The organism is Mycobacterium parascrofulaceum ATCC BAA-614 (assembly GCF_000164135.1).
Lineage (GTDB): Bacteria > Actinomycetota > Actinomycetes > Mycobacteriales > Mycobacteriaceae > Mycobacterium > Mycobacterium parascrofulaceum.
On the sequence record NZ_GG770557.1, the window covers coordinates 363,509 to 382,895 of the forward strand.

The following is a 19,387-nucleotide window of genomic DNA, read 5'->3' on the forward strand; positions in this document are numbered from 1 at the left end:
TGCTGGCGTGCGGATACATCCTCGCCAGCCTGCACTGGTACACCTGGATCGCGTTCAGCGGCTGGGTCGTGCTGGCGTTGATCTTTTACTTCGTGTGGGGCCGCCACCACAGCGCGCTCAACGACGAATCGCTGCAACGGGATGCGCTGTGACCGTCGTCGTCGGCTACCGGGCCGGCAAGGTGGGGCTTTCCGGCTTGCACCTGGGCGTGCGCATCGCGCGGACCCGCGGCACCTCGCTCACCGTGGCGACCATCGTGCCCAAGCCGTGGCTGACGCCGTCGCGCGCCCGCGTCGACGCGGAGTTCGAGTTGTGGGCCGACGCGCTGGCCGCGGAGTCGGCGAAGGAGGCCGCCGGCTTTCTCGACACGGTCGCGGAAGGGGTAGCCGTCGACTACGTGCACCGCGCGCACGGATCGGTCTCGGGCGGGCTCCTCGACGTCATCCACGAGGTCGACGCCGACGTGCTGGTGCTGGGCTCGCTGCCCAGCGGTGGCCGCGGCCAAGTCCTGATCGGCTCCACCGCCGACTGGCTGCTGCACGCGTCCCCCGTGCCGGTGGCCATCAGCCCGCGCAATTACCGTGCCCACCAGGGCAAGCTGACCCGCCTCACCTGCGCCTACTCGGCGACCCCGGACTCGGTCGACGTGGTGAAACGCTGCTTCGAGTTCGGTCAACGATTCGGTGTGCCGGTGCGGGTGATCACCTTCGCGGTCCGCGGCAAGACGATGTATCCACCGGAGGTCGGGCTCGAGGTCGAGGACCAGGTGCTGCGGGCCTGGGCGTCTCAGGTGCGAGGAATCCTGGAGGAACTGAAGACGACCGGGGTCGTCGGCGAAGACGTTGCGCTGCAAGTGGTTACCGGCCGCAGCTGGAATGAGGCGCTCGAGAAGGCGGATTGGCAGGAGGGGGAGATCCTGGCGTTGGGCACCCGCCCGCGCGGCGACATCAGGCGCGTCTTCCTCGGCTCCCGCAGCACCAAGATCATCCGGGAGAGCCCGGTCCCGGTGCTGGTGCTGCCCGGCTAACGCTGCGCCGCGGCGTTCGCGGCCGCTTGCGCCCGTTGCAGGGTCGCCGCGACATCGCCACGGCCCAAGAACATTTCGTCGAAATAGGGCTTGAGCGCGTCGCTGCCGGCGGGGAAGCCGGCGCCGCCGGGAGCCGCGATCCGCGGGCCGTTCAGCACGCTGAAGAAGGGTGTGACGTCCACGCCGCGGGCCGACCAATAATCGAAGTAAACGGGCTGAGCGGTCAGGACCGCCGGGATGGCCGCACCCTCGCGACCCAGAAACTCGTTGCCCTCCCTGCTGCCCATCCAGGCCAGCACCTCGCGCACCGCGCCGGGATGCTTCGTCGCGGCGTTGCCGGCCGCCGCGATGCCATTGGTGACGCTCACCCGGGCCACCGGGCCCGCCGGCATCATCGCCACACCCCAGCGGAAGCGGGCGTCGCGGGCCACCGGGGCCAGGTTGTAGGTGCCGGATTGGAAGAGCGCCATCCTGCCGGCCAGAAACTGATTGCGGGAGAAGTCGCCGTTGTCGTTGGTATCCGAGGCGGGCGGTGCCACATGGTCGCGGTTGATCAGGCCAACCAGGTAGCGGAAGGCTTGCACCGCAGCGGGATTGGCGAACGCGAAGGTGTCCCCGCGCTGGAAGACGCCGCCGGCCGAGCCGATGTAGTTCAGGTAGATGCCCTGCGGGTCGTTCGCGGCGTTGTACCCCCACTGCCGGACCCGTCCGGGCTCGAAACCCGGTGCGTCTCCCCGATGTCCGTCGGCGTCCACCGTCAGCCGGGCGAGCGTGGGGCGCAGCGTGTCGCGGTCGTCGGTGCTCCACCGCAGACCGTCCAGCCGGGCGGGGTCGACGCCGGCCGCGGCAAGCAGGTCCGCGTTGTAGTACAGCGCGATGCCGGCGTCGGTCAGCTGCGGGACCCCCCACAGCGCGCCGCCGCGGGTGAACTGGCCGACCACCGCCGAATCCCACGCCGGCGCGGCGACATCGATCTTCATCAGCCGGCCGCTGTCGGCGTAGGCGGCCAGGTAGGCGTTGGACAGCCAGAAGATGTCGTCGGCGCTGCCGCCGGCGACGTCGGTGCGCAGCGTGTCGAAGTAGGTCGAGTACGCGACCACGCTGGTGTGCACGGTGATGCCGGGATGCGTGCGGTTGAACGCCTCGAACGACCGTCGATAGGCCGCGGCGATCTGCTCGGCCCACACGCGCACCGTCACGACGGTCTTGCCGCCGGGCGGCCGGCCGGAGTAGTCGAGCAGGACCGCCGTCGCCGCCAACAGGAGCGCGACCAGCGCGAGCGCCCCGGCCATCAGCGTGGAAAACCGCGGCCGGGTCACGATCTCCGCCCAGATTGCCGTGGCGGTCGTGAATCGCCCGGAATCGCGGCCCTCACCGCAATGTCGGCGCGCGAGCGCATCACTTGAGCCCCGAGACGACGATCGAGGCCACGATGTGGCGCTGGAAGACCACGAAAAGCGCGATCAGCGGGACGATCGCGACCGTCGTCGCCGCCATCACCAACGTCCACTGGGAGTTGAATCGCGACTGCAAATCGGCGGTCGCCACGGTGAGCACCCGCCACTTGTGGCCGCTGGTGATCACCAACGGCCACATGAAGTTGTTCCACTGCGAGACCACCGTGATCAGCGTCAAGGCGGCCAGCACCGGGCGGCTGGACGGGATCACCACGTGCACGATCACGTCCAGGGTGTTGGCCCCGTCCAGGTGCGCGGCGTTGACCAAGTCGTTCGGGATGATGCGAAAGTGCTCGCGCAGCAGGAAGATCGCGTACGGCGAGCCGAACATGAACGGCAACACCAGGGCCCAGAACGTGTTGCGCAGGCCGAGTTGGGCCATCATGAGATACAACGGCACCACCGTGACCGTTCCCGGCACCATCAACGTGGCGATGTAGACCCAGAACAGGGCGTCGCGGCCCGGAAAGTCCAGCCGTGCGAACGCGTATCCGGCCAGCACCGAAAAGGTCAACTGGCCCACCAGGATCACCGCCGTCATGACGGCGGTGACCGCGGCCGCGCGGCCGAATCCGGCCCCGGCGAGGTCGGCGTAATTGGACAGCGTGAACGGCCGCGGCAGTTGCAGCGGTGTCCCCGTGGCGAATTGATGCGCCGAGGTGAACGAGGTCAGCAGGCCAAGGGTGAACGGCAGCAACGTGATCAGTGCGCCGAGGACGAGCCCGGTGTAGACGACGATCCGGCTAGGTGAGGTCATAGCTGATCCGCCGCCGGAAGTAGAGGTGCTGCACCATCGTGACGCCGATGAGGATGACGAACAGGACCACCGCCATCACCGATGCGCGCCCGATCGCCGCGCCGGCGAAAGCCTCGGCGTAGATCCGGTGGGCCACCAGGTCGGTGCTGCCCGCCGGCCCGCCACCGGTCAGCGCGTACACCATGTCGAAAACCTGTGCCGTGCTGACGATCCCGGTCACCAGGACGAAGAAGGTGGTCGGCCGCAGCATGGGCAGGGTGATCCGCCAGAAGCGCTGCCATGCGGTGGCGCCGTCGGTGCGCGCGGCGGCGTGAATGTCGTCCGGGATCGCCAGCAGGCCGGCCAGGAACGACAGCGAAACGTAGCCGACGTTGGTCCACACGACGACCGCCGACACCAGCGGCAACGCGAAGCTGGGGTCCGACAGCCAATTGATGCTGTGTCCCAGCAGGGTGCTCACGGCTCCGTCGGTGGGGGCCAGAATCCAGCGCCACAGCACCGCGATCGCCAGCGGCGCGCAGATCCAGGGCAGCACGTAGAGGGTGCGGAACAGGCCGGTGCCGGGCAGCCGGCGGGCCAGCATGGACGCGGCCAGCAGGCCCAGCACCGTCTGGGCCGGAACCACGATCGCCACGAACAGGGCCGTGACGATCAGCGAGTTGGCGAAGTTGCGATCGGTGAGCACCGACCGCCAGTTGGCCAGGCCCACATAACGCAGCGGGCCCAGCAGGTCCCATCGATACAGGCTCAGCCAGATCACCACGAGGATGGGCAGCAGCAGGAAGGCGATGACGCCGAACAGGCTCGGCGCCAGCAGGGCGTAGCCCAGCGCGGTGGAGCGGGGCTGTGCCCTTCCGACGCCGCTGGCCATGCAGGTAATTAAAGCGGGCGGCGCCGGGGTTTGGGGCGCGCGGCCGTTACGGTGGAGCCGTGACACCGAACCGGGGGATCGATGCCGACTTCCTGAACCTGCCGCGCCACGAGCTGGCCGAAGCCGCCCTCGCGGCGGCCACCGCCGCCGGCGCCAGCTACGCCGACCTGCGGGTTCACCGGATCATGACCGAGATCATCCAGCTGCGCGACGGCGAGCTGCAGACCGCGGTCGTCGATCGCGAGGTCGGCCTGGCCGTGCGGGTGATCGTCGACGGCACCTGGGGCTTCGCGTCGCACGCCGAGCTGGCGCCCGCGGTCGCCGCCGAGACCGCGCGGCACGCGGTGCAGGTGGCCACCACCCTGGCGGTGCTGAACAGCGAGCGGGTCGAGTTGGCGCCCGAACCGGTGTACGCCGACGCCACCTGGGTTTCCGACTACCGGATCGACCCGTTCACCGTCCCGGCGACCGACAAGATCGGCGTGCTCGAGGAGTACTCCGGCCGGCTGCTCAGCGCCGACGGCGTCGACCACGTCTCCGCGGTGCTGACCGCCGTCAAGGAGCAGACGTTCTACGCCGACACCTTCGGGTCGTCGATCACCCAGCAACGGGTGCGGGTGCAGCCGTCGCTGGAGGCGGTGACCGTCGACGCCGAGGCGGGCAGCTTCGACTCGATGCGCACGCTGGCCCCGCCGACCGGCCGCGGCTGGGAGGTGCTGGCCGGCGACGAGGTGTGGAACTGGACCGACGAGTTGGCGCAGCTGCCGTCGCTGCTGGCTGAGAAGGTCAAGTCGCCCAGCGTGACGGCGGGACGCAAGGACCTGGTGATCGACCCGACGAACCTGTGGCTGACGATTCACGAATCCATCGGGCACGCAACCGAATACGACCGTGCGATCGGCTACGAGGCCGCCTACGCCGGAACGTCGTTCGCCACGCCGGACAAGCTCGGCACCATGCGGTACGGCTCCCCGGTGATGAACGTGACCGCCGACCGCACCGTCGCGCACGGGTTGGCGACCGTCGGTTACGACGACGAGGGAGTCGCGGCGCAGACCTGGGATCTGGTGCGCGACGGCATCTTCGTCGGCTATCAGCTCGACCGGGTCTTCGCGCTGAGGCTGGGCAAGGACCTCGCGCAGCCGCGGTCCAATGGCTGCTCGTATGCCGACTCGCCGCATCACGTGCCGATCCAGCGGATGGCCAACGTGTCGCTGCAACCGGCGCGCGAGGACGTCAGCACCGCCGACCTGATCGGCCGCGTCGAGGACGGCATCTACATCGTCGGCGACAAGTCATGGTCGATCGACATGCAGCGCTACAACTTTCAGTTCACCGGTCAGCGGTTCTTCCGCATCCGCGACGGTCGGTTGGACGGCCAACTGCGGGACGTCGCCTACCAGGCCACCACCACCGATTTCTGGAACTCCATGGAGGCCGTCGGCGGCCCGTCGACCTGGCGGTTGGGCGGCGCATTCAATTGCGGTAAGGCCCAGCCCGGCCAGATCGCCCCGGTCAGCCACGGCTGCCCGTCGGCGTTGTTCCGCGGCGTCAACGTGCTCAACACCCGGACCGAGGGCGGCCGATGATCACCCCGCAGCACGTCGTCAACCTCGTCCTCGAGGAGGCCGGTAAGCTCGGCGGCGCCATCGAGACCATGGTGCTCGTCACCGACAAGGTCGAGGCGACGTTGCGCTGGGCGGGCAATTCGATGACCACCAACGGGGTTTCGGTCAACCGCAGCATCACGGTGATCTCCGTCGTCCGTGAAGGCTCCGGCGCGCGGATCGGCACGATGGTCTCCGCCGAGGTGGATCCGCGGGTCATCCCCGAGCTGGTCGCGGCCTCCCAGGAGGCGGCCCGCTCGGCGCCCGAGGCCGGTGACGCCGCGCCGCTGCTGGCCGACACCGGGGTGCCGGTTGACTGGGACGCGCCGGTGCCGGGCACCGGGCCCCTGGTGTTCGCGGACGTCGCCGACTCCCTGAGCCGGGGCTTCCGCGGCACCGACAGGCTGTACGGGTTTGCGCACCACAGTGTTTCGACGACGTTCCTGGCGTCGTCGACGGGGGTGCGCCGGCGCTACAGCCAGCCCGCCGGGGCGGTGGAGATCAACGGCAAGCGCGGCGACGCGAGCGCCTGGGCGGGAATCGGGACGCCCGACTTCGTCGACGTGCCCATGGATTCGCTGCTCGACGAGCTGTCGACGCGGCTCGGCTGGGCCGAGCGCAGGGTGGAGTTGCCCGCGGGACGGTACGAGACGATCATGCCGCCGTCCACGGTGGCCGACATGATGCTGTACCTGGCGTGGTCGATGGCCGGCCGCGGCGCCCGGGAGGGCCGCACCGCGTTCTCGGCGCCCGGCGGCGGGACGCGGGTGGGGGAGCGGCTCACCGACCTGCCGCTGACGCTGTTCTCCGATCCGATGGCGCCGGGCCTGGCGTGCACACCGTTCGTCGCGGCGAGCAGCTCGTCGGAGACGGTGTCGGTGTTCGACAACGGCATGGAGATTTCTCAGGTGGACTGGATCCGCGGCGGGGTGATCAACGCGCTGGCCTACCCGCGGGCGACGGCCGCCAAATTCGGGGCCGAGGTCGCGGTCGCCGCCGACAACCTGGTGATGACCGGCGGGTCGGCCGGGCTGACCGACATGATCGCGGCCACCGAACGCGGTCTGCTGCTGACCACCCTGTGGTACATCCGCGAGGTCGACCCCACCACGCTGCTGCTCACCGGGCTGACCCGCGACGGCGTCTACCTCATCGAGGACGGCGAGGTGACCGCCGCGGTCAACAACTTCCGGTTCAACGAGAGCCCGCTGGACCTGCTGCGGCGGGCCACCGAGGCCGGGCTGAGCGAAAAGACCCTGCCCCGCGAGTGGGCGGACTGGGCCACCCGCACGGCGATGCCGTCGCTGCGGATACCGGACTTCTACATGTCGTCGGTGAGTCAGGCGCAATAGGCCCGCGATAGGCCCGCGATAGACCATTGCCGCTGGGTGAACCGCGTTCTAGCGTGTGACGAATGGCGGCTCCGGTTTCGGTACGAGAAGATCAGCTGGCACGGCTTGTGGCCCTGTCCCCGGGTTCCCCGGCGGACGCTCGCCTTGCCGCGCTGATCCGGCGGACGTGTGCCCAGACGCTGTCGCTGCCGCCGTTGCCCACCGCCGTCGAGGTTGGCGCGCCGGAGTCGAAGGACGAACTCGTCGTCGTCGAGTTCGCCGAGCAATTCAGCGCCGACGTCTCCGCGGTCACCGGCGAGCAACGGTCCCGGTTCGTCAAGCGGCTGGGGGACAGGGCCTTTGGCGTGGTCGTCCTGATGTACATCGCGGATTTCGTTCCGCGGGTACGGGCCGGGCTGGAAGCGCTCGGCGTCGGCGCGCAGTACCTCGGCTGGGTCGACGGCTCCCTCGCCTGGGATCACACCACCGAGCCGTCGGGTCTGGTGTTCGACGACTTCTTGCCCGCGGTGGCCCGGATGCGGGCGCTCGACCCGGTCACCTCCGAGTTGGTCCGGTTGCGCGGCGCGGCTCAACACAATTGCCGATTGTGCAAGTCGTTGCGCGAGGGCACCGCGCTCGACGCCGGTGGTTCGGAGACGCTTTACGACGAGATCGATCGTTTCGAGTCGTCGAGCTTGCTCGATGACCGCGTTAAAGCCGCGCTCCGCTACGCCGATGCGTTAATTTGGACGCCTGCGCACCTCGCCGCCGACGATGCCGCCGAGGTGCGCTCCCGGTTCTCCGAGGCCGAGGCCGTCGAGCTCACCTTTGACATCATGCGGAATGCAAGCAACAAGATCGCCGTCGCCTTGGGCGCCGACGCCCCCCGGGTCGAGCAGGGTACCGAGCGATACCTGCTCGGGGCCGACGGACAAACCGTCTTCGGCTGACGGCCCGGGTGGCGCTTCGAATGGCCACCGAGCACCCATTGCGGGTGTTCAGCCACTGGTCGGGCCGGCGTCTTTAGAGGCGACGCCGCGGTCGACGGGGATCGGCCGACCGGCCCCGGGCCGGCGCGAAGCACGAAATGTTAACCATCCGTACACGGTCGCGCAAACAAAAGTTCGTCGCTCGGGCGGCTGATACTGGCTAAATTTATTGCTCGGCACCGAAACTGATACGTGACGGTGATCTCAGCTGGCAGCGCCGCCTGAGTTGATGACCATTGACCGGGTGACTGTTGGCCGTGACCTGGGTTGCAGTCTCGGTTAGTAGTTGCCACAACAAAGTTTGGCTTGCGTCGGAGAGCACACCGCTCCCACGCAGAGGGAGGTCCGGGGATGACAACCACTCGTTCACGCTCGCGGATGCGAGTGTCATCGGTCTGGGCTGCCGGCGTCGCGCTGGGCGCCTCGATGCTCGGTGGCGCTGTGCTCTCGGCGCCGCAGGCTTCGGCGTCGTGCAATTTGACGCCGAAGGACGACCAGTACATCAACCTGCTCGCGCAGAACAAGATGGTGCACAACGCCGACTTCAGCGATTGCACCGAGGCCGCCGAGGGGCGCTGGTTCGCCGACCAGGTCCGCAACCACCCCAACCCGTTCGGGGAGGCCCAGGAGCTGGTCAACATGGTCACCAACACCACTTCGATGAACCAGAAGCAGGCCGAGTGGGAGGTCGAGTCGGCGATCTACGTGTATGCGCCGGAAGTGATCCCCAAGATCAAGGATCAAGCCGCGCACTTCAACTGGCCGGCCGAGTAGGGCGCCGACTGTTCGCGGACGGCCGAATCGGCTAACCGAGGCGTCACGCCGCGGGCGTCCGTTCGACACAACACATGTGGTTGCCGTTGACGCCAACCATCGATCGATTTACCGCTGAAAGCAGCCTGGGTTTTTCACGCGCACTGACGTTATTGGCAAACCGCTGTTCATTGAATATTTCAGTCGCCGTTCGTTTGCTGTACTTCGCGTCGGTGGTACCCGATGTGCAGCGCGAAAGAGAAACCAGCAAATTTCCATGATGAGGGGGTCTGGAAACGTGAGGATTACGCGATCGCGCGCGCAAGGGCTGGCGGCGGGGGCCGCCGCCGTCGTGTTGGGGGCGACGATGTTCGGTGGTGCCGTCGTGTCGGCGCCGCAAGCGTCGGCGTCGTGCAGTATGAGCCCGGCGGACGATCAGTACATCAGGCTGCTGGCGCAGAACAAGATGGTGCACAACGCCGATTTCAACGATTGCAGCGAGGCCGCCGAGGGGCGGTGGTTCGCCAGTCAGGTGCGGGCCAACCCGAATCCGTTCGGGGAGGCGCAGGAGTTGATCAACATGATCACCAGGACCACGTCGATGTCCCAGAAGCAGGCCGAGTGGGAGGTCGAGTCGGCGATCTACGTGTACGCGCCGGATCTCATTCCCCGGCTCAAGGACCAGGCCGCGCGGCAACTGCCGGGCCAGCCCGCGCCGGTGTGACGCCCTGCCGAGCCCGGCGCCTCTCTTCGGGGAGCGCGGCGGGCTCGGTCCGTGCGCTTGGGCTACCGTTTCCTACTGAACATCCCAGGGGCGGTAGCTCAGTTGGTTAGAGCCGCGGACTCATAATCCGTTGGTCGCGGGTTCGAGCCCCGCCCGCCCCACGTCAGAGGTGTATGACCTCGGCTGATGCGTGACATTTTGTCTTCCGCTGATGGGTGACAGTGTTTCGGCTGATGCGTGACACCTACTCCGGCTGATCCGTGACACTCCAGAGGCGTGTGACCTCGGCTGATGCTTGACGGCGCAACCCCGCGATTGTCCAACTCAAAGACCAACCGTCGCGTTCGATCCGGTCCCGGGTCACTGTGGTTGGTACGGGCAGATGCCACCGGGCCCGGTGTCGATGGACCGAGCCGCTAGCCCAACGCGCTGACTTCCAGACCGCGGCGCGTTTGACCTGGCCAAGTTGCGGGTCTAAGCGCTAGCGCGACGTGGCGAGTTCGCCGAGGGCGGACTTGAACAACTCGTCCATCCGGGGACTCAGCGCAGCCAGCGTGGCCGCCCTGGCATGGCTCGCGGAACCGAAGACGCGCGCGAGCGCCGCGGCGTCGGGGTCCGCACCGACGGCGAGGCACAGGCAGGCGATACCGTCGGCCCGCACCTCCTCGACGGCCTTGGCGACGTCGGCTTCGGCGTAAGTGCCTTCGTAGCCGTGATCGTATGCGTAGCCGTCGGACAGCACGAGGAGCAACCGGTTCGGTGTTCCGGCCCGGGTCCTGAGAATGTCGGCCGCTCTGCGGATGCCGGCTCCCAGCCGGGTGTAGCCCGACGGCAGCAGGTGCGCGAGCCGCGATCGTTCCCGAACGCCGAAGGGTTGGTCGAAGGTTTTGATGGCTGGCAGCTGCACTGTATGGCGACTGTTGGAGCGAAACCCGTAGAGGGCGACCCGGTCACCGAGTGCTTCCAGCGTGGCGGTGAGGGTGGCAGCGGCCTGACGTTGATGCTCGTGGACCGCCCTGCCCTCGCGGTCTGTGTCGGTCGCCGATCCGGATGCGTCGAGCAGGATCAGCACGCCGAGGTCGCGGGCGGTTTTGCGGCGCTGCAGGTAGACATCGCCCGACGGTGCATAGCCGCACCGCAGATCGACGAACAGATCCACCAATGCTTCGGTGTCGAGTTCGTCGCCCTCGGGACGCGCTCGAAATGCCATGAAGCCCAATCCTATTCGTGCAAGCCGCCGGCGAAGGACGTCATCGGCGACTAGGGTGACGGCATCTGGTCCCGCGGTGAGCGGGAAGTCGACGACGTGAGACCACTCGGGCCGGTAGCGGCCGGTGTGCACGTCCCACTCCGGGTACAGGGCACCCCCGACGCCCACCGCGGCTCCTGGGTTGGCTGCATCGGTGAACCGGATGCGGGTGGGCAGTGGTCGAACACTGGCAGCGGTACCGCGGGCGCGCCGCAGCGAGCCGAGGTCCAGTTCGGCTCCGGCCGAATCATCGCCATATGATCGGGAAGTACCCAGCAGTTTGCGAATGTATTCAGACAGCGCGCGCGATGAGAATGCCGGCGCCTCGAAGAGTTTCAGGATCCTGCTGCGCTCGGCGGGCCCGTCATCCTCCTCGTCGTCGGGAGAGGCGACGTCCGGCGGGTCGAAGGACAGACGCGCAACTTGAGTTCCCAAAGCTGTCGTTGTGGGTCCGGCGTCGGCGCGCAGCAGTGCCGCGGGTTTGATCTGCCCGAACCAGCCCGGGGGCTCCGGCAGCTTTCGTCGACTCTTGGCGATGGCGAGTGAGTCTGTGCTGCTGGATGATTCAGGTTGTCCCGGGAGACACAATGCGGCGGCGGCCGCTAGCCGGCCGGCAAGTTCGGTCAGTGCGCGGTGTCCCTCCAGCATCAGGTATCGGCGGGCCAGCCGCGGGCGGGCTCTCAGGACCTTGATAACGCTGGGGTCCAAGCTGGCACAGCTCAGTAATGCCGCCTGCAGCAACACCTCCCGGCGCTGCTCATCACCGGGCCGCTCCGCCGACACGAAGATCGCCCGACGGTCGGTGTATGCCGGCTGGCCCGCGGCCGCCACTGCGACCTCGACGGTCCGGCCCGCGACGTGACTTGCCAGCAGCCGAAACCGTCCGGGGTCCGTCATATCACGCGAGCACAGCGTCGGCCAGTTCGCCCAATGCCCGAATGACTTCCGGGTCGTCGGAGAGCGTCTGCACCACCGCCGATCGGACCGCCTTGCGCAGCGTGAGCCCTTCTGCGACGAGGACGCCCGCGAGAATCAACAGGCGGGTGGACGCCGCCTCGCGCAGCGGCGAGCCCTCCAGTCCGCGGATCGCATTGCCGAGCCTAACCAGGGCGCCCGCGGTGGCCGCATCGATACCTGCCTCGTGCGCAATGACTTCCGCCTCGATCTCGGCGGGCGGGAAGTCGAGGTCGATGGACACGAAGCGTTGGCGGGTGGACTCCTTGATGTTCTTCAAGACGCTCTGATAGCCGGGGTTGTAGGAGATGACCAATTGGAATCCTGGTGCGGCCTGCAGTGTGGTGCCGAGGCGGTCGAGGGGTAGTTCGCGGCGGTGGTCGGTGAGCGGATGGATGACCACGGTGGTGTCCTGGCGCGCTTCGACGATTTCGTCGAGATAGCAGATGGCGCCTTCGCGCACCGCCCGGGTCAACGGCCCGTCCGCCCAGACCGTTTCGCCGCCTTTGAGCAGGAATCGGCCCACCAGGTCGGCCGATGTCATGTCCTCGTGGCCGGCCACGGTGATCAACTCGCGTCCGAGCTCATGTGCCATCGCTTGGACGAACCGGGTCTTGCCGCAGCCGGTGGGCCCCTTCAACAGCACGGGAACTCCGCGGCGGGCGGCGGCGCGGAAGACCTCCGCCTCGTCGCCAACGGCTCTGTAGAACGGTGTGGAGCAGTCGGATTGGACAGACTCTGGTTGTCCGTTCGTCAGCACCTCAGTTGCCCGGCTCGAAGGGCACGGTCTTCGGCAGCTGTGCGCCCTCGGGCAGGGTCAGCTTCCCGTCGGTGTCGATGTAGCCGGAGCGCTTGGTCGGCATCGGCAGGATGGGATCCGGGCAGGGCACATCGGTCCCGTCGCCGCAGATGCCGCCGTTGAAATACGACCGCTTGAGGTGATCGGCCGGCCAGGGGTCGGAGTGCAGGCCGATCCATTGTGCGGGCACGTTGTAGAAGAAGAAGAAGCTGGCGCTGACGGCGGCGAAGATCGCCAGGAAGCGGACGAACTGTTGTCGCGCGAAACCGCCACCCACCTGGTCGAGTCCGCGTTCGACGGCGGCACGGCCCCGATCGTCGGTGAAAAAGCGCAGGCAGCTCAGCGCGGTCATGACGCCGCCCCACATCAGTCCCTCGTAGATGGGCCATTGGTGGTAGGTGTCGGCGAAGATCGTCACCGACCGGATGGCACCGGGATACGTGTACAGCCCGGCCGGGAGCATGAACAGCCCCTCCATGAGGAAGTCGAGGACGATGGCGGCGGCGTACGTGACCAGGATGAGGCGAAGGTTGCTGATGCCCGGCCACCGGTTCTTGATCCTGCGCATCAGCCAACAACCGGCGATGGCCAAGAACAACACCATTCCGTAGCCCGTTGCGTTGATCAGCAGAGGTTCTGCGACCTGGTGGCCCGGGGATTCCGGCGACAGTGCACCCGGGATGTACGGCGACCAGGAGCCGCGATTCCACAGCCAGGTGTTGTACGTACACCAGGTGTTGACGTAGTTGAGCAGCGGATCCTGGAAGAAGAACAGGGCGCACGAGACCAGCATCAGTCCGTCCAGTGTGATGCGCCGCTCGCGTACCCAGGGCCGGATGAGGAACCACCATATGGCCGTCGGCAGAAGGACGATCATCGCGACCGCATTGGCGGTCAGGACCACCTTCATGTACATCGGCGGATCGCTGGGCCCCTGGGGCACTCGCGTGAAGTACGGTCCAGTGACCCAGCGGGTCCACACATAGATCTGCAATGCCAGGAGGAGCCCTCCTGCCACGGCCCAGACCTGGACCGGCTTGATCTTGTCCGCCACCTCGGTGACCACCGGCGGTGCAGGCTTGCTGGAGAGATCACTCATGAGTGCGTGCCTTTCCGGACATTTTAGCTACTGATTCGTCGCGAATATACCGAGTAGTATCTGAACTCGAAAGCGGATTCTGCGATTCGTGGCAGAATCGCGGGATGGCTGAGCGTTGGACCCGCGAGAAGCGCCTGGAGCACACCCGCTCGCTGCTGCTGGATGCAGCCGAGCAGGTGTTTGCCGAAAAGGGTTTCACCGCGGCGAGTCTCGACGACATCGCCTACGCGGCCGGCTACACCAAGGGCGCGATCTACAAGCATTTCGTCACCAAAGAGGACCTGTTCCTCGCCGTCAGTGACCGCTACTGGCGCCGCTACTTCGACAATTTCGCCGAAGTGCTCAGTGGGGCGAACGAGGTCGGCGCCCGCGAACTTGAGAGCATCGCCGAGCGGTGGCGTCAGCTCAGCGCCGACCGCGGGGCCGAACACGCCGCACTGGGACACGAATTCACGCTGTACCTGCTGCGAAACCCGGACGCCCGCGAGCGGGTCGCGGCCAAGCGTGCCGAGGTCCTCGAGAGCTTGACTACCTTCATCGTCGAGGGACTCGACCGGCTAGGGGCCAGCCTGCTGATCCCGCCCCATTCATTTGCGAGCGTTCTCATCGCCACCAGCGATTCGGTGGTCCTGGGCAGCCAACTGGACGATATCGACCTGTACAAGCCGATCGTCGAGATGTACATGTCGGCAATCAAACTGCCCTGACGCCACCAAACCGGGGGGTCAACGGCTATTCTTCCCGCTTGAAAAGCCGAAGGCCGGTAGGTCTCCGCCAAGAACGGGCCTGTAGCCCTAGCAGTGCCTGAATATCTTCGCCCACCAGCGATTTCGACAGCCCGGGCTGGGCGCGACAGCCATTTGCAGCTTTCGGAACCGTGATTCTCGAACTAGTGGCCCGCATTTCGGCCGATCCGCCTGCGTGGGAACTGCAGGTGAGCCGATCCAGCAACGATTCGAGAGTATGCCGGATCAAGTACTCCTGCGTCGGTCGCCAGTCCAGTCCTTTGCCGCTGCGGACGCGGGCGACCGACTGGATCCGGCGAAACACAGCATCGCCGGCACTCACCCCAGCATCTCCAATGCTCGCAGGACCCGGGACTTCGTCCGCGGCAGGCGCGAAGCGATGTCGATCAGCCGGGCTGGTTTGCCGACTCGACGCAGCCATTCATGCCCGCAATTCCGGCCTTCGTTGCGCTGTAGGCGATCTGACCGATTCGACCTTCAAAAGCGGCAATGGATGCGGTGTTGATGATGACTCCGCGCTCGTCATCTTCAGGGGCGCTTTCAGCCATGTGGAAGGCGGCCAGCCGGCTGATATTGAAGGTGGCAATGAGATTCAGATCAATGACGGACTGAAACGACTCGAGATCATGCGGTCCTGGTTTGGTCAAAGTTCGCTTAGCGATGCCCCCGCCGGCTGCGGACATACAAGCGGTACACGGCCTCGAGCTTCCACCAGGACGCTTACACGTAGCGTACACGCAACGTGTAAACTTTGTGTATGAGCAAGGTCCGTACCAATATCGAGCTCGAGGACACCTACATTCAGACGATCATGGATCGCTATGGTGTTCGGACCAAGACGGAGGCGGTCGATCTCGCGCTGCGCCATCTGGCTGGCCAACCGATGACGCGCGATGAGGCCTTGGCGATGCGCGGCGTCCGAGCCATCGACGAGATCCCGAGCGACTCGGCGCCCCCGTCGGCATCGTGATCCTCGCCGACACGTCGGCGTGGGTCGAATACGACCGGGCAACCGGCAGCGCCGTCGATCGGCGTCTCACCGGCCTCATTAGAGACGAGGGGCCGCTGGCCGTGACGGAACCCGTCATTATGGAGGTCACGGCTGGCGCACGAACCGACGACCGCGAGGCCGATCTGCGTCGTCTGCTGCTGCGCTTCAAGCTGCTTCACTTCGACACCGCCGCGGACTTCGACGCGGCAGTCCGCATCTACCGGAACTGCCGCCGGGCCGGGATCACACCGCGCGGGCTGGTCGACTGCATGATCGCGTCGGTAGCGTGGCGCCACGGTGCCACCCTTCTTGCCCACGACCTCGACGTTTACCGCCTCGCGAAAGTCGCAGGCATCGGCCTGGATGGGGCGTCGCTCCGCCGTTAGCCCAGTCGCTCGCGGAATAGTGGTAGGCGCCCGCTGGCTAACCTCGAATAGTCCGTTGGTGTTTGCGACCTTGGCTAGAGTTCCGCCCCATCGAAAAGGGATTTCAGCCGCCGTTGACGACCGCAGACTCGGTCGATGGCAGTCGTCGTTCATTCATCGATAATGATCGAGATTCGACCGGAATCGTTGAGGACTGTTCAGGCTATCGATTTGCTCAAATATCTTGTGGCACAGAACAAGTTGCGCATTTTCCGGATTTGGCGAGATTGACCAAATGCAAATCCGTTGGTCGCGGGTTCGAGCCCCGCCCACCCTACGTCAGAGCGCCTCGTCGTCGATGATGGTCGCCACCGTCTTGCGGAAGCTGTAGGCGATCACCTCGGCCACCCCCGCCTCAGGCTCCCCGCCTGGCCTGGGCAACCTGCGCGGCACCGTTGCCGGTGGTCAGCCACAGTGTGGCGATGCTCTGCACCAATTCATCTCTGGTGACCCTGGCCTGCCCGTCAACGAAGGCGAGGATCGCATCGGCAGTGCCCCCGATGATGAACGATGGCGCAACCTGAGCGAGGGGATCTTTTTCCAGTTCGACGTCGTGCACGGTGCGGGCGTAGTCGATCAGCACGGCCGTTAATCCACGCATGATTTCTTTCCTGTAGTCCTGCAGTGTCGGCGACAGTGGCGCCGCGCCGAGTAACGCGCGCGCCCGACGGGGATCGTCGGCGAGGGCCCCTACCACGGCGCCGACCACGGCGACAGCCTGCACGGGCAACGGTTGGTCCGCCAGGCCTGATGCCGTTTGGGTGGCCAGCGAGCGGATCTCGTCGGCGATATCACCAATGGCGCCAGCGGCGACTGCATCGAGGTCTGTGAAGCTCTCGTAGAAGTACCGCTTGTTCAATCCAGCTGCGGCGCAAAGCTTGTCGACGGTGATGGAGCGCCAGTCGCCACTTACCAGGGCATCGAGGGCGGCATCGATCATACGCTCGCGCCGCTCACCCTGGCGCGCCTCGGCGGACTGGCCGCCGTAACGGCGTTGTGTTGCGGGCACCGGTTGATCATCCCATCTGTTAGCGCGGCGACGGGTCTTGACAGTCGTGGCGCCAATCTGGCACGGTTCCGAACCAGATAATCTGGTACGGAATAGTTACAGATGCGAGTTTAAGGAGAAACGTGACCACCTCGTCGATCAGCGCATTCCCGCCGCCCTCGGATCCGTCTGGCAACACCTCGGCGCTGACCGACCTGCGTGAACTGGCCCGGGTCGCCCCGGTGCTGGCCCGCCGCCAGGGCTGGGACTATCTGCGCGAACTGGGGCGCCTGGGCCGCCGGGATCAACTCTCGGGCCTGTTCGCCCGTGGTGGCGCACCCGAGACGATCGACGGAGCGCTAGAGGGGCTGATCGTCGGCAAACTGTTCGGCATACCCGAGGCGCATCTGGCCAATCCACTGCTCAAAATCGAACCGACCTGGCGCGGCAAGACGTTCGACTTGGCGGCCGGGACAGGGTTCAACCGACTCGCTCCGATCGCCCGGCTTGCCATGCCGATCATCGCGCCCGGCTATCGCGGCTTGCGTAAGGTCGGTCGCGAGATCGACGGGTTCGACTTCAATCACCGCCTCGACACCGCGGCCGCCGCACCGTTCATCACTGTGCGGGCCCTGGACTACGGTGTAGAGGCCTACCGCAACCCCAGCGTGCGCACCTTCCCGATCAAGCGCACCCGCGACGAGATCGTCGAACTGACCCCTGGCCTCTACCTGGGGCGGGCGTTGCTCACCATGCCAGACGGTGAAGTCCGGTTGATCGCCTACTTTGCCCTGCGTCACTTCAGCGACGAGAGCTCATCGTGATCGAGCTTTCCGGCGCTGTCGTCTGCGTGACAGGGGGTGCACGCGGCATCGGCAAGGCGACCGCTATTGAGCTCATCCGCCGTGGCGCCCGGGTATGGATCGGCGACCTCGATGGGGCCGAAGCCGAAAACACCGCCAATGAGATCGGCGCCCGCGCAGCCCGCCTAGATGTCACTAGTCCGGAGAGCATGGCGGCATTTCACGCCGCAGCGGTCGCCGAAGGGCCGGTCGCCATGCTGGTGAACAACGCCGGCATCCAGTACATGGGGCCTTTTGCGGAACAGAAACTGGCGCTCTATCACCGCGAGGTGGCGGTGAACCTGGTCGGCGTGATCAACGGGATGCATGAATTCCTGCCCGGCATGCTGGAACGCAACCACGGCCACATCGTCAATATGGCTTCCATGGCCGCCAAGGTGACCACTCCGGGGATGTCGGTGTACTGCGCCACCAAGTACGCCGTCGCAGCGCTATCGCGCTCGGTGCGGGCCGAGATCGCAAGTAGCAACGTCACATTGACCACCGTGTTTCCGACCGCCGTGCACACCGAGCTGACCGCCGGGGTGTCTCTTGACCTTTTACCCACCCGCCAGCCCGCCGACATCGCCGTCGCAATCGCCGACAGCGCCCGCAAACCGCGCAGCGAAGTCACCGTGCCACGCTGGCTCGCGCCGTTCGGCACGATCGAGGAGGTAACGCCCGAACCGCTCCTGCAGCGCATCAAACACTTGGCGACGCTACGGCGCCCACCGGGGCACTTCGACCCAGACGGACGCCGTGACTATCTCGATCGGATCGGCCAATGACCATCGTCGGACGGGTCATCGGTTGTCATTCGTGGGACCGTAACAAGGAGGCTCCGACGGCGGGAGCTGTGCATCAAGAGTGATCCGAAAAAGTCTGGCCGACGCCGATCAGCCGCTGCATGGGGCATGTCGTCTTGCGGATGCTCAGCGGCGTCGAAAAACTCAACCGCCTTGGACAGGCGTCCCGCGGTGACGGCAGAACTGCACTTACGCGTGCCCGCCATCAGGCCCTTCTCGATCCAGCGCCTTCCCTATCGGGCGCAGCTGCCTATTGAGCCATGCCCGTGTCCCGGCGACGGTCAAGCCTTGTCTGGCCACGTCGCTTAGCAGCGGCTCACCTGCGGCGGCCGCGGCGCGAAGCTCGTCTTCGGTGAACTCGACGATGCGGCCGTCGTTGCCCGTCCAGGCGGTGATCGACCGTGCGAGTTCGGTCACCTGTTGCTCCCACGCTTCTGTATCACCCAGGCGGCCATCGTGTTCGGCGTCGGAGGCGCGCACCAAGAACAGATCAATGTCGCTGTCGAGAGTCATCCGTCCCGTCGCCGCTGAGCCGAATACCGCGGCGTACTTGGGCGGCTCGCCCCACCCTTCCAAGTGCGCCTGGAGGCGTTCCAGCAACGTTGCGGTCAGCCGTGACAGCGCCAGGATCGGCTCTGCTGCAAGGTGTTCGGTGTTGAGTCGGTATATGTTGGTCCTGCCGACTCGATCATGGAGGACCACACCCTGGGCGGTGAGGCGGGTGAGGACTTTGCGGATGCCTTCGCCTGACGCGGTGGTCAGGATGCGCTGGATCTGGGCGATCGTGAACGTCACCTCGCTGGTCGCCAGAACGCCGAGCACGTCGCCGTCTAACGTCGCGCTCTGCGGCTCTGGCTGCCGTCGGGCCGCGCGTCGTGATGACTTCGTCGACCAGGTCGCGCCCATCCTGCGGCGCCGGGGGTCGGTACCGCGTCCACATTGCGCGATCACCGTGGGCTTGAACGACCGGCT

At 66.5% G+C, this 19,387-nt stretch carries 21 protein-coding genes, 1 tRNA gene and 1 pseudogene; 14 read left to right on the forward strand and 9 right to left on the reverse strand.

Annotated elements, in window-relative coordinates; translation table 11 throughout:
• Both HMPREF0591_RS34715 and HMPREF0591_RS23060 read left to right on the forward strand, forming a co-directional pair.
• Window positions 1–152 (forward strand): amino acid permease C-terminal domain-containing protein (locus tag HMPREF0591_RS34715; RefSeq protein ID WP_007171093.1); only part of this gene is annotated, 152 nt, incomplete at its 5' end.
• Window positions 149–1,027, forward strand: coding sequence for a universal stress protein (locus HMPREF0591_RS23060; protein ID WP_007171094.1), 879 nt, complete (start codon window positions 149–151; stop codon window positions 1,025–1,027). The genes HMPREF0591_RS34715 and HMPREF0591_RS23060, both read left to right, overlap by 4 nt.
• Here the strand turns inward: HMPREF0591_RS23060 and HMPREF0591_RS23065 are convergent.
• The 3 genes from HMPREF0591_RS23065 to HMPREF0591_RS23075 form a co-directional block, all read right to left on the reverse strand.
• Entirely contained in the window at window positions 1,024–2,346 is a 1,323-nt protein-coding gene (locus HMPREF0591_RS23065; protein ID WP_007171095.1) for an extracellular solute-binding protein, read from the reverse strand. The genes HMPREF0591_RS23060 and HMPREF0591_RS23065 overlap by 4 nt on opposite strands.
• 79 nt (window positions 2,347–2,425) lie before the next feature.
• Window positions 2,426–3,241, reverse strand: a complete 816-nt coding sequence (locus HMPREF0591_RS23070; RefSeq protein WP_007171096.1) for a carbohydrate ABC transporter permease — start codon at window positions 3,239–3,241, stop codon at window positions 2,426–2,428.
• Window positions 3,228–4,112 carry a carbohydrate ABC transporter permease gene (locus HMPREF0591_RS23075; protein WP_007171097.1) on the reverse strand — a complete coding sequence of 295 codons (885 nt, stop codon included), beginning with the start codon at window positions 4,110–4,112 and terminating at the stop codon, window positions 3,228–3,230. The genes HMPREF0591_RS23070 and HMPREF0591_RS23075 overlap by 14 nt, the downstream gene beginning before the upstream one ends.
• A 59-nt stretch (window positions 4,113–4,171) precedes the next feature.
• On the opposite strand from HMPREF0591_RS23075, the gene HMPREF0591_RS23080 reads away from it, so the two are divergent.
• The 7 genes from HMPREF0591_RS23080 to HMPREF0591_RS23105 all read left to right on the forward strand — a co-directional run bounded on the left by HMPREF0591_RS23080 (window position 4,172) and on the right by HMPREF0591_RS23105 (window position 9,677).
• Window positions 4,172–5,701: a TldD/PmbA family protein gene (locus HMPREF0591_RS23080; RefSeq protein WP_007171098.1), complete on the forward strand. Its 1,530-nt coding sequence runs from the start codon at window positions 4,172–4,174 to the stop codon at window positions 5,699–5,701.
• The gene (locus tag HMPREF0591_RS23085; protein WP_007171099.1) at window positions 5,698–7,071 is read left to right on the forward strand and encodes a TldD/PmbA family protein; all 1,374 of its coding nucleotides are present in this window, start codon (window positions 5,698–5,700) and stop codon (window positions 7,069–7,071) included. The genes HMPREF0591_RS23080 and HMPREF0591_RS23085 overlap by 4 nt, the downstream gene beginning before the upstream one ends.
• 62 nt (window positions 7,072–7,133) lie before the next feature.
• Window positions 7,134–8,000 (forward strand): carboxymuconolactone decarboxylase family protein, encoded by an 867-nt coding sequence (locus HMPREF0591_RS23090; protein WP_007171100.1) that lies wholly within the window; start codon window positions 7,134–7,136, stop codon window positions 7,998–8,000.
• A 417-nt stretch (window positions 8,001–8,417) separates the two neighbouring features.
• Window positions 8,418–8,813: a DUF732 domain-containing protein gene (locus tag HMPREF0591_RS23095; protein ID WP_040623660.1), complete on the forward strand. Its 396-nt coding sequence runs from the start codon at window positions 8,418–8,420 to the stop codon at window positions 8,811–8,813.
• 74 nt (window positions 8,814–8,887) lie between these two features.
• Window positions 8,888–9,073, forward strand: a complete 186-nt coding sequence (locus tag HMPREF0591_RS32560; protein ID WP_007171102.1) for a hypothetical protein — start codon at window positions 8,888–8,890, stop codon at window positions 9,071–9,073.
• A gap of 86 nt (window positions 9,074–9,159) precedes the next feature.
• Entirely contained in the window at window positions 9,160–9,516 is a 357-nt protein-coding gene (locus tag HMPREF0591_RS23100) for a hypothetical protein (RefSeq protein WP_040623770.1), read from the forward strand.
• Window positions 9,517–9,603: 87 nt separating this feature from the next.
• Window positions 9,604–9,677: transfer RNA gene (locus HMPREF0591_RS23105), tRNA-Ile, on the forward strand.
• 320 nt (window positions 9,678–9,997) lie between these two features.
• On the opposite strand, the gene HMPREF0591_RS23110 is transcribed toward HMPREF0591_RS23105, so the two are convergent.
• The 3 genes from HMPREF0591_RS23110 to HMPREF0591_RS23120 are packed head-to-tail and all read right to left on the reverse strand — an operon-like array spanning window position 9,998 to window position 13,617.
• Window positions 9,998–11,662 carry a nitric oxide reductase activation protein NorD gene (locus HMPREF0591_RS23110; protein ID WP_007171104.1) on the reverse strand — a complete coding sequence of 555 codons (1,665 nt, stop codon included), beginning with the start codon at window positions 11,660–11,662 and terminating at the stop codon, window positions 9,998–10,000.
• A gap of 1 nt (window position 11,663) precedes the next feature.
• Entirely contained in the window at window positions 11,664–12,479 is an 816-nt protein-coding gene (locus HMPREF0591_RS23115; RefSeq protein WP_007171105.1) for a CbbQ/NirQ/NorQ/GpvN family protein, read from the reverse strand.
• 1 nt (window position 12,480) lies between these two features.
• A complete protein-coding gene (locus tag HMPREF0591_RS23120) occupies window positions 12,481–13,617 on the reverse strand; it encodes a spirocyclase AveC family protein (protein WP_007171106.1) in 1,137 nt (378 codons plus the stop codon).
• A 104-nt stretch (window positions 13,618–13,721) separates the two neighbouring features.
• Here HMPREF0591_RS23120 and HMPREF0591_RS23125 point away from each other — a divergent pair, with 104 nt between their 5' ends.
• Window positions 13,722–14,324, forward strand: coding sequence for a TetR/AcrR family transcriptional regulator (locus HMPREF0591_RS23125; RefSeq protein ID WP_007171107.1), 603 nt, complete (start codon window positions 13,722–13,724; stop codon window positions 14,322–14,324).
• Window positions 14,325–14,752: 428 nt separating this feature from the next.
• Here HMPREF0591_RS23125 and HMPREF0591_RS23130 read toward each other — a convergent pair.
• A pseudogene (locus HMPREF0591_RS23130) lies at window positions 14,753–15,046 on the reverse strand (SDR family NAD(P)-dependent oxidoreductase); the annotation flags it as partial.
• A gap of 74 nt (window positions 15,047–15,120) precedes the next feature.
• Between HMPREF0591_RS23130 and HMPREF0591_RS23135 the strand changes: the two are divergent.
• Both HMPREF0591_RS23135 and vapC read left to right on the forward strand, forming a co-directional pair.
• Window positions 15,121–15,333 carry a type II toxin-antitoxin system VapB family antitoxin gene (locus HMPREF0591_RS23135; protein WP_007171110.1) on the forward strand — a complete coding sequence of 71 codons (213 nt, stop codon included), beginning with the start codon at window positions 15,121–15,123 and terminating at the stop codon, window positions 15,331–15,333.
• The gene (gene vapC / locus HMPREF0591_RS23140; protein WP_007171111.1) at window positions 15,330–15,740 is read left to right on the forward strand and encodes a type II toxin-antitoxin system VapC family toxin; all 411 of its coding nucleotides are present in this window, start codon (window positions 15,330–15,332) and stop codon (window positions 15,738–15,740) included. Before HMPREF0591_RS23135 ends, vapC begins: the two co-directional genes overlap by 4 nt.
• Before the next feature lie 394 nt (window positions 15,741–16,134).
• On the opposite strand, the gene HMPREF0591_RS23145 is transcribed toward vapC, so the two are convergent.
• Window positions 16,135–16,788 carry a TetR/AcrR family transcriptional regulator gene (locus tag HMPREF0591_RS23145; RefSeq protein ID WP_007171113.1) on the reverse strand — a complete coding sequence of 218 codons (654 nt, stop codon included), beginning with the start codon at window positions 16,786–16,788 and terminating at the stop codon, window positions 16,135–16,137.
• A gap of 122 nt (window positions 16,789–16,910) precedes the next feature.
• On the opposite strand from HMPREF0591_RS23145, the gene HMPREF0591_RS23150 reads away from it, so the two are divergent.
• Complete coding sequence (locus tag HMPREF0591_RS23150; RefSeq protein ID WP_007171114.1) at window positions 16,911–17,591, forward strand: hypothetical protein; 681 nt, start codon at window positions 16,911–16,913, stop codon at window positions 17,589–17,591.
• Window positions 17,588–18,397, forward strand: coding sequence for an SDR family NAD(P)-dependent oxidoreductase (locus HMPREF0591_RS23155; protein WP_007171115.1), 810 nt, complete (start codon window positions 17,588–17,590; stop codon window positions 18,395–18,397). Before HMPREF0591_RS23150 ends, HMPREF0591_RS23155 begins: the two co-directional genes overlap by 4 nt.
• 207 nt (window positions 18,398–18,604) lie before the next feature.
• Here the strand turns inward: HMPREF0591_RS23155 and HMPREF0591_RS23160 are convergent, their stop codons facing one another.
• A complete protein-coding gene (locus tag HMPREF0591_RS23160; protein WP_007171116.1) occupies window positions 18,605–19,321 on the reverse strand; it encodes a nucleotidyltransferase domain-containing protein in 717 nt (238 codons plus the stop codon).
• Window positions 19,322–19,387 lie beyond the last annotated feature (66 nt).